15 protein-coding genes are annotated in these 13,827 nt (G+C 60.1%); all 15 read right to left on the reverse strand.

Annotation, left to right across the window (positions count from 1 at the left end; genetic code table 11):
* Position 1 precedes the first annotated feature (1 nt).
* The 15 genes from B9Z41_RS15490 to glmS all read right to left on the reverse strand — a co-directional run bounded on the left by B9Z41_RS15490 (position 2) and on the right by glmS (position 13,774).
* Positions 2 to 1,474 (reverse strand): aldehyde dehydrogenase, encoded by a 1,473-nt coding sequence (locus B9Z41_RS15490; protein WP_100147986.1) that lies wholly within the window; start codon positions 1,472 to 1,474, stop codon positions 2 to 4.
* 7 nt (positions 1,475 to 1,481) lie between these two features.
* On the reverse strand, positions 1,482 to 2,282 hold the full coding sequence (locus B9Z41_RS15495; protein ID WP_100147987.1) for an aspartate dehydrogenase: 801 nt from the start codon (positions 2,280 to 2,282) through the stop codon (positions 1,482 to 1,484).
* A 3-nt stretch (positions 2,283 to 2,285) separates the two neighbouring features.
* Positions 2,286 to 3,956, reverse strand: coding sequence for a thiamine pyrophosphate-binding protein (locus B9Z41_RS15500; protein ID WP_100147988.1), 1,671 nt, complete (start codon positions 3,954 to 3,956; stop codon positions 2,286 to 2,288).
* Complete coding sequence (locus tag B9Z41_RS15505) at positions 3,953 to 4,747, reverse strand: IclR family transcriptional regulator (RefSeq protein ID WP_100147989.1); 795 nt, start codon at positions 4,745 to 4,747, stop codon at positions 3,953 to 3,955. The genes B9Z41_RS15500 and B9Z41_RS15505 overlap by 4 nt, the downstream gene beginning before the upstream one ends.
* On the reverse strand, positions 4,744 to 5,631 hold the full coding sequence (locus tag B9Z41_RS15510; RefSeq protein ID WP_100147990.1) for an alpha/beta fold hydrolase: 888 nt from the start codon (positions 5,629 to 5,631) through the stop codon (positions 4,744 to 4,746). The genes B9Z41_RS15505 and B9Z41_RS15510 overlap by 4 nt, the downstream gene beginning before the upstream one ends.
* Before the next feature lie 11 nt (positions 5,632 to 5,642).
* Positions 5,643 to 6,140 carry a cupin domain-containing protein gene (locus B9Z41_RS15515; protein WP_233202738.1) on the reverse strand — a complete coding sequence of 166 codons (498 nt, stop codon included), beginning with the start codon at positions 6,138 to 6,140 and terminating at the stop codon, positions 5,643 to 5,645.
* Positions 6,141 to 6,258: 118 nt separating this feature from the next.
* Complete coding sequence (locus B9Z41_RS15520) at positions 6,259 to 7,020, reverse strand: SDR family oxidoreductase (RefSeq protein ID WP_100147992.1); 762 nt, start codon at positions 7,018 to 7,020, stop codon at positions 6,259 to 6,261.
* Positions 7,017 to 7,802 carry an ABC transporter permease gene (locus B9Z41_RS15525; RefSeq protein WP_100147993.1) on the reverse strand — a complete coding sequence of 262 codons (786 nt, stop codon included), beginning with the start codon at positions 7,800 to 7,802 and terminating at the stop codon, positions 7,017 to 7,019. Before B9Z41_RS15525 ends, B9Z41_RS15520 begins: the two co-directional genes overlap by 4 nt.
* A 6-nt stretch (positions 7,803 to 7,808) precedes the next feature.
* On the reverse strand, positions 7,809 to 8,813 hold the full coding sequence (locus B9Z41_RS15530) for an ABC transporter substrate-binding protein (protein ID WP_100147994.1): 1,005 nt from the start codon (positions 8,811 to 8,813) through the stop codon (positions 7,809 to 7,811).
* A gap of 46 nt (positions 8,814 to 8,859) precedes the next feature.
* A complete protein-coding gene (locus tag B9Z41_RS15535) occupies positions 8,860 to 9,663 on the reverse strand; it encodes an ABC transporter ATP-binding protein (protein ID WP_100147995.1) in 804 nt (267 codons plus the stop codon).
* A 113-nt stretch (positions 9,664 to 9,776) separates the two neighbouring features.
* On the reverse strand, positions 9,777 to 10,538 hold the full coding sequence (locus B9Z41_RS15540; RefSeq protein ID WP_100147996.1) for an alpha/beta fold hydrolase: 762 nt from the start codon (positions 10,536 to 10,538) through the stop codon (positions 9,777 to 9,779).
* Positions 10,535 to 10,843: an ATPase with chaperone activity gene (locus tag B9Z41_RS15545; protein ID WP_100147997.1), complete on the reverse strand. Its 309-nt coding sequence runs from the start codon at positions 10,841 to 10,843 to the stop codon at positions 10,535 to 10,537. The genes B9Z41_RS15540 and B9Z41_RS15545 overlap by 4 nt, the downstream gene beginning before the upstream one ends.
* The gene (locus tag B9Z41_RS15550) at positions 10,844 to 11,188 is read right to left on the reverse strand and encodes a hypothetical protein (protein WP_100147998.1); all 345 of its coding nucleotides are present in this window, start codon (positions 11,186 to 11,188) and stop codon (positions 10,844 to 10,846) included.
* Positions 11,189 to 11,193: 5 nt separating this feature from the next.
* Complete coding sequence (locus B9Z41_RS15555) at positions 11,194 to 11,709, reverse strand: hypothetical protein (protein ID WP_143474217.1); 516 nt, start codon at positions 11,707 to 11,709, stop codon at positions 11,194 to 11,196.
* Between the two features lie 193 nt (positions 11,710 to 11,902).
* Positions 11,903 to 13,774 carry a glutamine--fructose-6-phosphate transaminase (isomerizing) gene (gene glmS, locus B9Z41_RS15560; protein ID WP_100148000.1) on the reverse strand — a complete coding sequence of 624 codons (1,872 nt, stop codon included), beginning with the start codon at positions 13,772 to 13,774 and terminating at the stop codon, positions 11,903 to 11,905.
* Between the last annotated feature and the right edge of the window lie 53 nt (positions 13,775 to 13,827).

A 13,827-nucleotide genomic window follows, 5' to 3' on the forward strand; every position in this document is an offset into this window, starting at 1 on the left:
CTCACACCCCAGCCCAAGGCAAGGGGTTCTCGTTGAGACCCCAGTAAAAACTTTTCTGGCTGGTGTATTCCAAAATCCCCAAGCGGCCTTTCTCGCGGCCTGTACCACTGAGCTTGACGCCGCCAAACGGTGTGCTGACGGAGAACAGCTTGTAGGTGTTGATCCACACCGTGCCAGTTTTCAAGGCGCTGCCAATGCGCCAAGCGGCTTTGTAGTCACGCGTCCAAATGCCCGAAGCCAGGCCGTAAACGTTGTCGTTGCACTGGGCCAGCAAGTCGGCCTCGTCGTGCCACGGCAGCAAGGCCAGCACGGGACCAAAAATTTCTTCTTGGCACATCTGTGCGGTGTTGGGCAGCCCTTCAATCACGGTGGGCAGGTAATAACTGCCGCGGTCAAACAAGCCACCTTCAGGCCGCTTGCCGCCAAACAACACGCGCCCGCCCTCTTGCACACCCAGCGCCACATAGCGCTCGACCGATGCGCGGTGCCCCAGGTTGACCAAGGGGCCCATTTGGGTGCGCTCATCGGCCGGGTCGCCCACGCGCAAGGCTTGCACGCCCGCGAGCAAACGGCGTTTGAATTCGTCGTACACGCTGGCATGCACAAAGGCCCGCGAGCCCGCAATGCACGACTCGCCTGAAGAACTGAAGATGCCAAACAGCACCCCAGCCACCGCATGGTCAAGGTCGGCATCGGCGCACACAATGGTGGGCGACTTACCGCCCAACTCCAATGAGGTGGGCATGAGCTTTTCAGCCGCCAAGCGTTGAATGCCTAAGCCCACGCTGGTGCCACCGGTGAACGCGATGCGTTGAATGAGGGGGTGTTTGACCAATGCGTCCCCGACCACCGAACCTTTGCCTGGCAAGACGCTGATGATGCCGTCGGGCACCCCGGCTTGCTGCGCGATCTTGGCCAACTCGATGGCCATGCGTGGTGTGATTTCGGCAGGCTTGAACACCATGGCGCAACCCGCCGCCAATGCAGGTGCCATTTTTTGGGCTTCGCTGGCGATGGGCGAGTTCCAGGGTGTGATGGCACCCACCACACCCAGAGGTTCGTGCACGCTCATGGTCAGGTAGTCGCCACGTGCGGGGGTGAGGGTGTCTTCCCAGGTTTCGCAAGCCGCGGCAAAGAACTGGAAGGTGCCTGCGGCGCTGGCCACCAAGGCACGGGTTTCGCTGATGGGCTTGCCGTTATCGAGGCGTTGCAGTTGTGCCAGCTCTTCGCCACGGGCACGAATGCCAGCGGCAATGCGGTGCAAGATGCCCGCACGTTCATGGCGTTTCAGGTTGGCCCATGACGGTTGCAAACGTGCGTGCTCGGCGGCTTGCACGGCCTCGTCCACATCGGCCACAGTGGCGGCATGCAAGCTTGCCACGGTGCTGCCATCTGCGGGGTATTCGGTGGAATATTGGGGACCTGAGGCATCGCGCCAGCGGCCCGCAATGAAGGTTTGAAGGTGCTGTGTCATGACGGGCTCACAAAGTGACCGCAGCGCTGCGGTTGTGCAAAAAGCGCAGTGCCGACAACACGGTGAGCGCCGAGGTTTTGGGGTTGTCCGCCAAGGGCTTGCCGCGCAGGGTGAGATGCATTTCGCCAAAGGCGCCACGGGCCACAATTTCGTGGATGTTCTCGCTCACGCCAGGGTCGGCAATCAAGCACACTTGGGTCGCGTCCAGCCCCAAGCCCGCCAAGGACACGGTGGCCGCCACGTTGGCGTTTTTGGGGTACAGGCGTGCGGCTTCGCGCGCACTGGCTTGCAAGATGACAGCGGGTTCCGTCAAGGTGTCGAGGTTGACCACTTGCTCAGCGGGCGTTCCACGCCAACCGCTGGGCGGTTTGCGCCCGGTGTAGGTGACATCACTCAAGCCGCCCAGGCGAGCCGCCGCAATGGCGTCGATGCCGCCAATGGCACCCGACAGCAAATGCACCTGGGTTTGGCCTTGCTCGGCCGCTTGGGCCAGTTGCTCAGGCAAGCCCGCATCCGACAAAGCGCCCACCGACAGCACCGCGCATTCAATGCCGCGCGCCAGGGCGGGCACCACGTGCTGGGTCAGGGCCGAGTGCCCAGCGCACTCCAGCACCAAGCGGCTGCTGGCGGGCACCTGGTCACTGACCTGCACCGCGCTCCCCAACTCGGCTTGCAGCGCGGCCACACGCGCCGTCGACACCACGATGTGTGCGATGCGGGTGTGGGCCGAGCCACGCATGCGTTGAAAGATCGAACGACCAATGGCACCAAAGCCAACCAGGGTCACTTCAAGCACCGCACGTGACATGGCTCAGTCCTTTTTCAAAATAGGGCCCGCGAACTTGACCGCAAAAGCGCCCCAGCGGTTCATGTCGACTTCGACCACCACCGTGCCTGGCGTGGCGAACGCTTGTTGCAGCACGGCTTGGGTTTGCGCAGGCTCCGACAAGGCCAGGTGCGTGACCTTCAGGCTGGCACAGAACTGGGCAAAGTCGGGCGTGTGCAAGTCGACATAGCAATGGCGGCTGCCATAGATGTCGTCTTGGATGTTTCGGATCACCCCGTAGCGGCTGTCGTTCATGAGCAGCACCACCAGGTTGGCTTTTTCTTGCACCGCACACGCCAACTCACCCACGTTGAGCATGAAGCCACCGTCACCCACCAAGGCCACGGTTTTGCGGCCCAGCTGGTGTTCGGTATCGGCAATGGCCGTGCCAATGGCCATGGCCAGGCCTTGACCAATGCCCCCGCCCAGCGCGTGCACACCGGCACGGGGGTGGTCGAGCACCGGCGCACGGTTGCCCCACATGGTGTTGGACAAGGTGATGTCACGCACCCACCACAGGGCTTTGCCAGCGTGGGTGGCGACGGCGTTTTTCAAGGTGACGTAAGCGCCCAAGGTGGCGTCCACCAACCCGGCTGCTTCTTGGCGCGCTTGCTGCACGTCTTTGCGCAAGGCGGGGTCGACCTGCATGTGACCTTCGAGCAGATCGGCCAAGGCATGCAAGGTGTGCGATGCATCACCTTGCACAAAGTAGTCGCTGGTGTAGCCACGGTTATGGGCCAAGGCGTTGGCGTCAATGCGGTAGAGCTTGGCTGGCAGCTTGAGCTTGTAGCGCAGGGTTTCGTTGCTGCGCAAACGCGAGCCCACCACCAACATGGCGTCACAGCTTTGGTAGAGCGTCTCTGCCGGTTTTTGCAGGTTGTACGACCCCAAAGAGGCCGGGTGGTCTTCGGCCAAGATGCCGCGCCCTTGCACCGAGGTGACCACACCCCACCCCATCTTCACAAAGCGCTCCACCGCCGGGCCCGCGGCACGGGCACCGCCGCCCAGCCACAGCAGAGGACGCTTGGCCGAGCGCAAGCGGTCCGCCAAAGCCTGCACCTCAGACGCGGGGGGCACCACAGGGGGTACGGGCAAAGGCGTGACTTCAGACGGCAGGTCCATCAACAGGCCTTGCACGTCGATGGGGATTTCAATGCTGACGGGTCCACACGGAGGGGTGAACGCGAGGCGCACGGCCTCACGCAGCGTGGCCAAAGCGGTTTCGGGGTTGCGAATGCGAAACGCCGCTTTGCCCACGGCTTGCAGCATGGCCACTTGAGCCGGCGCTTCGTGGATGTAGCCCAGGTCACGGTCCAAGTAAGGCGACTCGATTTGACCGGTCAGATGCAACAGCGGCGTGCCTGCGGTGAGCGCTTCAATCATGGCGCCTGCCGCATTGCCCGCACCCGTGCCGGTGCTGGTGACGCACACCCCCAAGGTGCCGGTGACACGGGCATAGGCGTCAGCCATGTTGCAGGCACCCGCTTCGCCGCGCGCCGACACAAAGCGAATTTTTTGCCGACGGTGCAAGGCATCCAAGATCGGCATGTTGTGAATCGAGATCACACCAAAGGCGGCCTTGACGCCGCACTGCTCTAAAAATCGGGTGGCCAGTTCGCCAACGGTGATCTGTGGTGTCGGAGTGGGTGTGGTCATGTCGAACTTGGTTTTTGAAAGTGGCTGATGCGCTCGGTCAATTGAGCTGCGGCAGATTGAACGTGGGACAGCAAGACCTTGGCAAGCTCCGGGTCCACCTGTTGGGCCGGCACGGTGATGCTGATGGCGGCCACCACGTGGTGCTGGTCGTTGAACACCGGCGCCGCGATGGTGGAGATGCCGGTCTCGAACCCGCCCTGGCTCAAGCCATAGCCATTGGCGCGGTCTTTGTCGATCAAGGTTTTGAGCTGCGCCAAAGTGGTGGGCGTTTTGTCGGTGTACTTGGGAAGCGGTGTTTCGGGATAGAGTTTTTTCAGGGCGGCCATGTCGAGGTCCGACAACAGCAAACGCCCGAGCACCGTGGCGTGAGCGGGCAAACGCGCACCCACTTGGATGGAGTGGAACAAGGCACTGCGCCCTGCCGCCTTCACCACAAACACCACATCGCGGCTATCGCGCACCACCAAGTGCGCCGAATAACCCGAGGTATCACGCAGTTGTTCGATGACAGGACGACCGTATTCAGTGAGCTCCATCGAGGCCAAAAACTCAAAGCCCAGGCGCAACACACCGATGCTGAGTTTGTAGCTGGTGGAGTCGCCCACACGCTCGACAAAACCCGAACGTTCCAGGGTGTGCAAGATGCGAAACACCGACGCACGGGGCAGGCCCATGCTGCGGGCCAAATCGGCCCCCGTCAGGGTTGGCGTGGTGCGGTTGAACTGCCCCAGCAGTTCCAAACCACGTTGCAGCGCAGGCACCAAATATTTGTCGTCAGAGGTGGCGGTCATGAGGTCTGCTTTGCGGTGAGGCCGAGCAAGGCGTTGACAACATCGGCGCCTTCGAGCGCACAGGCGTGCCCCACATCGCCCAAGTCGTGCCAGGGTAGCCCTAAGCGCGCAGCCAAGGCTTGGCAGCCGGCCATGGGCGTGATGCCATCGGCACGACCGCTGGCGATGGTCAAAGGGGCGGTGCCATGCTGCAAATCGGTGGCGACATCGCCCTGCGACAGCATGTGGGTGGCCTGGGTGTACCCGGCGGGATGCACCTGGGCCATGATGTGTTGCACAAAGGACAATTGTTCAGGGCTGGCTTGGGGCGACAACATGGCCACTGCACGTTTGCTGGCCATGCCTTGGGGCCCCAAGGTATGCAGGGCGCGCAAGCGGTCATCGCGTTTTTGTGCGCGCAATGCAGCATCGGCCAAACCATAGCCTTGTGCGGGCGCCAACAACACCAAGCGCGACACGCGCGCGGGCTGCGCGGCGGTTGCGCTGGCCGCCATCAAAGCGCCCAAAGAGTGGCCCACCAAGGTGATGGGATGGGTGACACCCAAAGCGTCCAACCAGGCCCAGACGCGCGCCGCGTAGTCGCTCGGCAAAGGCTCTGTGGGGCCGACAGGTGTGGAGGCGCCGTAACCAGGGGCTTCCCAGGCCAACACACCAACGGGTGGGTTCGCAGACTGGGCAGCCGAGTCATGAGGCAACGACTTCGTCGCTGCGTCGAGCTGCATCAACCAACTGCCAGAGCCCGAGCCAATGCCGTGTAGAAACACGTGCGTGGTCTGAGGCAATGGCACACCGGCGTGGCGGTATTGCACCGTGCCCAAGGCGGTGTCGACCTGTTGCAAGGCATGGGCTTGCAAACGATGCTGGAGATCGGTGGCGGCAGTCATAGGTCCGCGTTTCAGCGCTTGACTTTGGACAGCGGGTGCTCGGGCGGGTAGGTGGGCGTGATGGGCTTGGGGGTGCCCAACATCACGCACATGAGTGCGTCTTCGTCGGTGATGTTGACTTCTTCGCGGTACACACCAGGTGGCACAGAAATCAAGTCACGCTCGTGCAGGATGGATTCCCAGCGCTGGCCGTCTTTTTCGCACACGATCTTCATCTTGCCGCGCAGCACAAAGAACACCTCTTCCACGTCGTAGTGGATGTGTGAAGGGCCAATGCCACCGGCGGGGATGACCATGGTGGAGAAGGTGAAGTGGGCCGAGGGCACGGTGTTGTTGTCGCTGGCCACGCCGGTGGCGCCGGTGCCCATGTAGCGCATTTGCGCACGGCGGTAACGGGGGTCGACTTTGGCCTGGAATGCCAAAGCGTCCCAGTCATAGCGGCGGGTGGCAAAGCGCGCCACACGCGACTCCAGCCAAGCACCCAAGTCTTGGCCGCTGGCTTGCATCATGCTGTGTTGGATGTCGGCTTCAGGTGGAATATTGGCATCCATCAAACCGCGTTCGTTGAACACGGGTTGGTTGGCAGCTGCTTGGGTGGTGGTCATGGGGATCTCCTTGAGGACAGGTTTAATTCATCACAAAGCCGCCATTGACGGGTAAGACTTGGCCCGTCACATAGCCGCTGCTGCGGGATAACAAAAACAACACGGTGGCGGTCACGTCGTCGGGCACTTGGGCGCGTTCAATGGCGCGGCCTTGGGCGTAGTACTGGTGGCGGGCTTCGGGCACGTACTCGGTGGCTTCCACCAAGGTCAAACCGGGCGCCACCGCGTTGACGGTGATGCCTTGGGGACCCAGCTCGCGCGCCATGGAGCGCGTCATGGCCATCACCGCACCTTTGCTCGACACATAGGCCATCAGGCGCGGGGCACCCCACAAGGCGGTGTCGGACGCGAGGTTGACCACACGGCCCGTGCCGCTGGCGGCCAGATGCGGCGTGGCCGCCACGGTGGCCAACCAGGGTCCGCGCACATTGACAGCCATCACCTGGTCCCAGGTGTCGACGCTCAACTCGTCCATGTTTTTGCCACCCGAGTTGGTGATGGCGGCGTTGTTGACCAAGCCGTCCAAGCCCCCCCAATGGGCAGCGGCGGCGTTGACACCCGCCTTCACGGCAGCGGGGTCGGACATGTCCATGGGCAGGTAGTGGGTGACGTCGCCCAGCTCGGCGGCCAGGGCGCGGCCGCGCTCGTGCAGCACATCGCTGATGACCACACGGGCACCGGCAAGTACCAAGGCGCGCACAAAGGCCTCGCCCAAACCACGGGCACCGCCCGTGACCAACACGCGACGGCCCGTGAGCGAAATTTCTGAAGCTTGGGTGCTCATGCGGTGCGTCTTTCTGCGCTGGGCAAGTAGTGCAACACGCGCCGCTCGGTCAACACCACGGCGTAGTACGCCACGATGCCAATGACGGTGAGCGCACCAATGATGACGAACACACCGGCGGTGTTGCCCTGGCCTTCAAAGAAGACCAACAAGTAACCCAATCCCATGTTGCCGCCCACCAGTTCACCCACGACCACACCAATGACGGCCAAGGTGCTGGCAATGCGCAAGCCTGAGAACAACGCGGGCATGGTGGTGGGGTACTCGACCATGCGAAACACCTGCAAGCGGGTGGCGGAGAAGGAACGTGCCAGGTTGATCATGTCGTAGTCCATGGTGCGCATGGCCGACAAGACGTTGATGAGCACGGGGAAAAACACAATCAACACCGCCACCAAAATTTTGGGGTACATGGTGTAGCCCAGCCACATCACAAACAAGGGCGCAAAGGCCACCTTGGGTGCAATTTGCAAGGCCAGCAGATACGGTGACAACACGGCCTCCACACGCGGCGACAGGCCCAAGGCATAGCCAATCAAAGCCCCCATGAGCGAGCCCAACACAAAGCCAATCACCACTTCTGCGGCCGTGATGCCGGTATGCCACAGCAACTCTTCCGCCCCCCAAATGCGCACGGCCTCGGTACACACGGCGCTGAAACGAGGCAGCACAAATTCAGGAACGCCCAACCAACCAGGCCCCCACTCCCAGGCTGCAAGGAATAAGACCAACACAGCCAGGCTCAGGCTGGTGGTGACAAGACGGTCGCGTTGGGCGCTCATGAAGGTTTACTTTCCAGAAACGAACTGGTTGGTGTAGAGGTCTTTCAACGGTGCGGCTTTGGTGACCACGCCGTTGTCGACATAAAACTTTTGCAACTCACCCAAACGTGTTTCGTCCATTTGGCCAGGGACTTTTTGTTTGGCGTACACGTATTGGTTGTACATCTCGAAGGCTTTCAGGATGGAAGCCTCTTTGCCTTTGTGCGCAGGCACGTGAGCCACGTAGACCGCCGTGGCGGCCTTGGGATCGGCCATGATGTCTTTCATGCCCTTGATCGTGGCGCGTACCAATTTTTGAATCAGCTGCGGGTTCTTTTGAATCGTCTCGTCAGACGCCAAGATGGCTTGCGCCATGCTCTTGAAATACACATCGGCGGGCAAGATGTCGACTTGGGCACCGGCCTCCATGGCGCTCACGGTCCAGTCCGGCACACCGGCCATGCCGACCGCTTTTTTGGCTGCGAACTGTTGCCACACACCGGCAGGGCCAGCGGCCTGGATGTTCACATCGTTCTTGGTCAACCCCACTTTGCTGAGCATGCCCAGCAGCGCGTAGTAGGTGGTGTCGGTATAGGCCAGCACGGTGACGGTTTTGCCTTTGAGCTCACGTGGGCTTTCAATTTTTTCGTCTTTGTGCGTGACCAGCTGCGTGAGTGAGCCCGCGCCCAACACGGCCACGGCTTTGACCGGAATGCCTTGTGCACGCGCAATGATGGGGGTGTCGCCGATGGCACCACCAATCACGGCGTTGCCAGCACCGACTTGCTTGGCCACGTCCACACCACCCCGGCCCGTGACGAATTTCACATCCAGGCCCTCAGCAGCGTAATAGCCCTTGGCTTGCGCAATCATCCAGGGACCAAAGGCAGGCAAGGTGCTGGGGGCTGGCAAGAGGTAGGTGATTTCTTGCATGGCTTGGGCTTTGGCCAGCATGGGCAAAGCCAAGGCAGCCGAGGCCGCCAGCGCCAAGGCAAGGCGACGACTCTTCAAAGTGGTGACAGTACGGCTCATGCAAGAACTCCTAAAGGTTGGGTGAAGAAGCGTTTAAAAAAATGACTCAATGAACTTCGGTGTTGGCATCAAGTTTGAGCAAGTCCATGAGCATGGCCACGTAATGCCCCACACGGTCGTCTTTGCGACGCTGCATGGGGTTGTCACGCCCTGGAATGTCTACCTTGATTTGCTCGACGATGGTGCCGGGGCGCTCGCTCATGACCAAGATACGGTCAGACAAAGCCACCGCTTCGGCCAAGTCATGGGTGATGAACAACACTGTTTTGCCTTGCTGCGACACGGTGCGCGCCAAGTCTTGTTGCAAGATCATTTTGGTTTGCGCGTCGAGTGCCGAAAACGGCTCGTCCATCAACAGCACCAGTGGGTCTACCGCCAAAGTGCGGGCCATGGCCGCGCGTTGACGCATGCCCCCCGACAGCTGATGCGGGTAGTGACCGCCAAACCCTGTGAGGTGGCACTGCGCCAGCAACTGGGCCGACACCTCATGGCGCTGCGCCGCATCCACGCCTCGTAGCTCCAAACCAAATTCAATGTTTTGCGCAATCGTGCGCCAAGGCATGAGCAAGTCTTTTTGGAGCATGAAAGCGACATGCTTGTTGGGACCATTGACCACTTCGCCAGCCACTTTGACAATGCCCGCACTGGGTTTGGCCAGGCCTGAGCCCATGTTGAGCAAGGTGCTCTTGCCGCAGCCCGAAGGACCGATGATGGAGACCACTTCGCCGGGTGCGACGGCAAACGTCACATCGCGTGCGGCCAAGACCTCGGAAGGCGTGCCAGGCACGCCAAAGCGCTTGTCCACACCGATGAATTCAATGGCCGATGTAAGGGCCTGTGCATCGCGCATACGGATCTCCTGTATTCGCTGAATTTGTTTCTTCAATGAAACACTGATTCATTAAAGAAATATTATTGACCCCACACTGAGTAGCGTCAAGAATGGCCCGCAGTTTTTGAAGGTTATTGGGTGCTGGCTGGGGTTGAGGCTTGGCTCAACCAATCGATCAGCAGTTGCGACGAAGCAGCGGGCCGCTCCATGGTGGCCATGTGGCCCGCATCCAAGATGGTGTGCACGCGTGGGTGCGCAGGGATATACGAAGCAATTTCTTCGTGCTGTGACGGTGGTGACCAGCTGTCTTGTTGACCACAAGCCACCAAGGTGGGAATACGCAAGGCCGCCAGCACATCCATGGTGTCAGGGCGGTTGAGCAGCGCCTGAATTTGGTTAGCAAACACATCCGCTGATTTGCGCGCCAACATGGCGACGATGGCTTCGATCAAATCGGTATCGGACAAACGCTCAGGGGCCACCATACCCTGCACCCACACTTGCGCCATGGCACGCACACCTTGCGTACGCGCAATATCGAGCAAGGCGTAGCGTTTGCGCGCCTCCTCCTCACCCACGGCCCCAGCGGCCTTGGCTTTGTAGCCGGTGTCGAGCAAGGCCAGGCGTGTCACACGCTCGGGCGCACGGCGCATCACCTCCAGCGCCACGCGGCCGCCCATGGAGTGGCCAGCCATTGCAAACATAGGTGGAGCGGTGGCCAGCAGTTGGTCGGCCATCGTGCCCAAACTGTCCGCCATGCCGTGGTCCACGATGTGGCAATCGGCATACGCTGCTAATGAGGGCAACAAAGGGTTCCAAACAGCGGCATCACACATGAGGCCAGGAACCAGCAACAGGGCTTGGGGTGAAGTAGCGCAGGAAGTAGGTGTCATGATGGGGCGTGAGTATCCCAGTTCAAAAGCTCTGCCAAACGGCGAATCACCCACTCAGCCTCCATGGCTGACACGGCAGAGACATCGGCCAGCAGGCCTTGGTAGCAGCGCGCTAACACCTCTTGGGTATCCAGCCCCTGGCTGAATTGCACGGTTTGTGCGTGTTCAGTCAGCAAGTTGGCCATGTCTTCACAGATTTCGTAGCGCTGCGCCACCTCTTGGTGGCTGGCACTGGGCTTGGTTTGCCCGGGGCGGACAAACAGGGCGATGAATGACGAGGGAATGTCGATTTGTGAGTCGGACATTCAGTTGGTGGTCACCGCTTTAGCCATCGCCTCGCCCACACGGTCGAAATACTTTTCAGCCGCCTGTGTAGGAACCAAGTACTTTTTGCGACGGTTGGTGCCCCGATGCTCCATGTCAATCAGGCCTACTTGTGCAAGCTGCGTCAGTTTGCGATGGATGGTGGCAGGAGACGCAATGTCGTCCAGTCGCATGGCATCCATCACCTTCAAAGGGTCACCTTCGCTGTGCTTGACGGCAATGATTTCGAGCAGCTTTTTAGCTTCCAGATCGATGGAAGATAACGCGCCCGTTTCGCCTTGGAGCGCCTCAACAAGCGCCAGAAAACTGAGGTATATATTTTTCATGGAGATTAATCCTTATGAAGTCGCACTAGCACGAACTTTAACAAGAAACTAGTCAGAGCGAGCACCAAGACGGTGCCAAACCACTTCCCCACCGCCATTACCGCGACAGCCAAGACAAAATTCTCGGTTCTGCCATTCCAAAAAAACCACAGTTGAATGAGGGTTGAACTCAACAAAGAGAACAGTATGGTCATTTTGAAAATAATTTTTGGCGTCAAGCCAGCCAAATTGACGTCCAGCTTGAACCACTCCACGGCCAGGTAGCGGGCCAACAACGGCGTGCCTGCGGACAGCAAGCACGTGACCACCGTGAACACGTAGTCACCATTGAAAAAGTAGACGTAATTGATGGCCAACGAACCCAAGAAAATGCCGACCGCCCCAACCTCAAAAAACACCAACACCAGCAACAAACGCAAACCACTGGGCAAGTAAATCCAATGCACGCGGTGGGTGAACAGCAGGTCCGAAAACAAAATACCGTTGAGTTCAAACGACGCAAAGTAGGCAGCAGCAGACATCAACACAATCATCAACTTTTGTGTGATGGATAAATTTCGTAAAAGGCCCTGTTGCATCGCAGCAAACTCCAACTTTTTTTGTTTATGAAGACATGACGGTTATCTTGAAAGATAACACTCGGCAAAGGGGGAGGACAAGATGCTCACCACACCTACTGGGATACCACCAAGCCTGGGAAATGCACAACCTGCATCACTCCACTGTGACCGACTTCGCCAAGTTACGCGGCTTGTCCACATCGGTGCCCCGCGCACACGCCGTGTGGTACGCCAACAGTTGCAGCGGCACCACGTGCAAGATGGGCGAGAGCACGCCGTAGTGCTCAGGCATGCGGATGACGTGCACGCCTTCGCTGCTTTGAATTTTGGTGTCGCCGTCGGCCAGCACATACAACACGCCGCCGCGCGCGCGCACCTCTTGCATATTGCTTTTGAGCTTTTCCAGCAAGGCGTCGTTCGGGGCTACGGTGACCACCGGCATGGCACTGGTCACCAAGGCCAAGGGGCCGTGTTTGAGTTCACCCGCGGCATAGGCCTCGGCATGGATGTAGGTGATTTCTTTGAGCTTGAGCGCGCCTTCCAGGGCGATGGGGTAATGCGTGCCACGGCCCAAGAACAAAGCATTTTCTTTGGACGCAAAGTCTTGTGCCCACGCGATGAGCTGCGGTTCTAGGTTCAGCACGGCTTGCAAGGCGGCAGGCAAGTGGCGCATGGCCTTGAGGTGTTCGACTTCTTGCGCGTCGGTCAAATGGCCCTTGGTTTGCGCCAAGGCTAAGGTGAGCAAGAACAAGCCAGCCAGTTGGGTGGTGAAAGCCTTGGTGGAGGCCACACCAATCTCGGCCCCCGCGCGCGTGACGTAGGCCAACTGGCACTCGCGCACCATGGCCGAAGTGGCCACATTGCAAATGGTGAGGGTGTGTGTGAGCCCCAGGCTTTGCGCATGGCGCAGCGCGGCCAATGTGTCCGCCGTTTCGCCCGACTGGCTGATGGTGACGACCAAGGTCTTGGGGTTGGGCACCGATTCGCGGTAACGGTACTCGCTGGCAATCTCCACCTGACAGGGCACTTTGGCAATGGCCTCGATCCAGTACTTGGCCACGCAGCCGCTGTAATAGCTGGTGCCACAGGCCAAGATCAGCACGTTGTCGATGGCTTTGAACACTGAATAGGCGCCGTCGCCAAACAACTCGGGCACGATGCCCTCGACCCCTTCCAGGGTGTCGGCAATGGCGCGGGGTTGTTCAAAAATTTCTTTTTGCATGTAGTGGCGGTAAGGCCCCAACTCGGCGGCCCCGCTGTGGGCGTGCACGGTTTTAACGACACGGGTCACCGGCTGACGCGCCTTGTCAAACACCCAGTACTTGCCCAGTTGCAGGTCGACCAAGTCGCCCTCTTCGAGGTAGACAATTTGGTCGGTCACGCCGGCCAAGGCCATGGCGTCGCTGGCCAAAAAGGTTTCAGCACCGTCTTGACCAACGCCCAAGATCAAAGGCGAACCGGCACGCGCCCCAATGACGCGGTGTGGCTCGTCTTTGTGGAACACGGCAATCGCATAAGCCCCCGTCAAATGCGCCAAAGCGGCTTTGACGGCTTCAAAAATGTCGCCGTTGTAGAGGCTGTCGACCAAGTGGGCAATGACCTCGGTGTCGGTCTGGCTATAAAACACATAGCCCTTGGCTTGCAGCTCAGCACGCAATTCGTCGTGGTTTTCAATGATGCCGTTGTGCACCAAGGCCACACGGCCCGGGCGTTGGTCAGCGTCAGCACCAGGCCCGTGGCTGAAGTGGGGGTGGGCGTTGTGCACCGCTGGCACACCGTGGGTGGCCCAGCGGGTGTGGGCAATGCCGGTGCCGCCTTCGATGTGGTCATCGGCCACTTGGGTCATGAGCTCAGACACGCGGGCGGTGCTGCGCGCACGCTGCAAGCCGCCTTGCTTAGCGCCCAAGCTGGCGGCATGCACGGCCACGCCACACGAGTCGTACCCCCGGTACTCCAGGCGCTGCAAGCCTTGAACAAGGATGGGGACGATGTTGCGCGATGAAACTGCTCCGACGATGCCGCACATGTTTTGCACTCCTGAATAACGTTGCTGCGGATCGTAGGCTGCGCAGAAAGAAA

Source organism: Limnohabitans sp. JirII-31, from assembly GCF_002778315.1.
Taxonomy (GTDB): Bacteria; Pseudomonadota; Gammaproteobacteria; order Burkholderiales; family Burkholderiaceae_C; genus Limnohabitans.

Coding starts and splice junctions, on each gene's coding strand:
- B9Z41_RS15550 (WP_100147998.1), bottom strand. CDS start 11,188: ATGAAAAATATATACCTCAGTTTTCTGGCGCTTGTTGAGGCGCTCCAA.
- B9Z41_RS15500 (WP_100147988.1), bottom strand. CDS start 3,956: ATGACCACACCCACTCCGACACCACAGATCACCGTTGGCGAACTGGCC.
- B9Z41_RS15495 (WP_100147987.1), bottom strand. CDS start 2,282: ATGTCACGTGCGGTGCTTGAAGTGACCCTGGTTGGCTTTGGTGCCATT.
- B9Z41_RS15490 (WP_100147986.1), bottom strand. CDS start 1,474: ATGACACAGCACCTTCAAACCTTCATTGCGGGCCGCTGGCGCGATGCC.
- B9Z41_RS15505 (WP_100147989.1), bottom strand. CDS start 4,747: ATGACCGCCACCTCTGACGACAAATATTTGGTGCCTGCGCTGCAACGT.
- B9Z41_RS15530 (WP_100147994.1), bottom strand. CDS start 8,813: ATGAGCCGTACTGTCACCACTTTGAAGAGTCGTCGCCTTGCCTTGGCG.
- B9Z41_RS15535 (WP_100147995.1), bottom strand. CDS start 9,663: ATGCGCGATGCACAGGCCCTTACATCGGCCATTGAATTCATCGGTGTG.
- B9Z41_RS15510 (WP_100147990.1), bottom strand. CDS start 5,631: ATGACTGCCGCCACCGATCTCCAGCATCGTTTGCAAGCCCATGCCTTG.
- B9Z41_RS15520 (WP_100147992.1), bottom strand. CDS start 7,020: ATGAGCACCCAAGCTTCAGAAATTTCGCTCACGGGCCGTCGCGTGTTG.
- B9Z41_RS15525 (WP_100147993.1), bottom strand. CDS start 7,802: ATGAGCGCCCAACGCGACCGTCTTGTCACCACCAGCCTGAGCCTGGCT.
- B9Z41_RS15540 (WP_100147996.1), bottom strand. CDS start 10,538: ATGACACCTACTTCCTGCGCTACTTCACCCCAAGCCCTGTTGCTGGTT.
- B9Z41_RS15515 (WP_233202738.1), bottom strand. CDS start 6,140: ATGATGCAAGCCAGCGGCCAAGACTTGGGTGCTTGGCTGGAGTCGCGT.
- glmS (WP_100148000.1), bottom strand. CDS start 13,774: ATGTGCGGCATCGTCGGAGCAGTTTCATCGCGCAACATCGTCCCCATC.
- B9Z41_RS15545 (WP_100147997.1), bottom strand. CDS start 10,843: ATGTCCGACTCACAAATCGACATTCCCTCGTCATTCATCGCCCTGTTT.
- B9Z41_RS15555 (WP_143474217.1), bottom strand. CDS start 11,709: ATGTCTGCTGCTGCCTACTTTGCGTCGTTTGAACTCAACGGTATTTTG.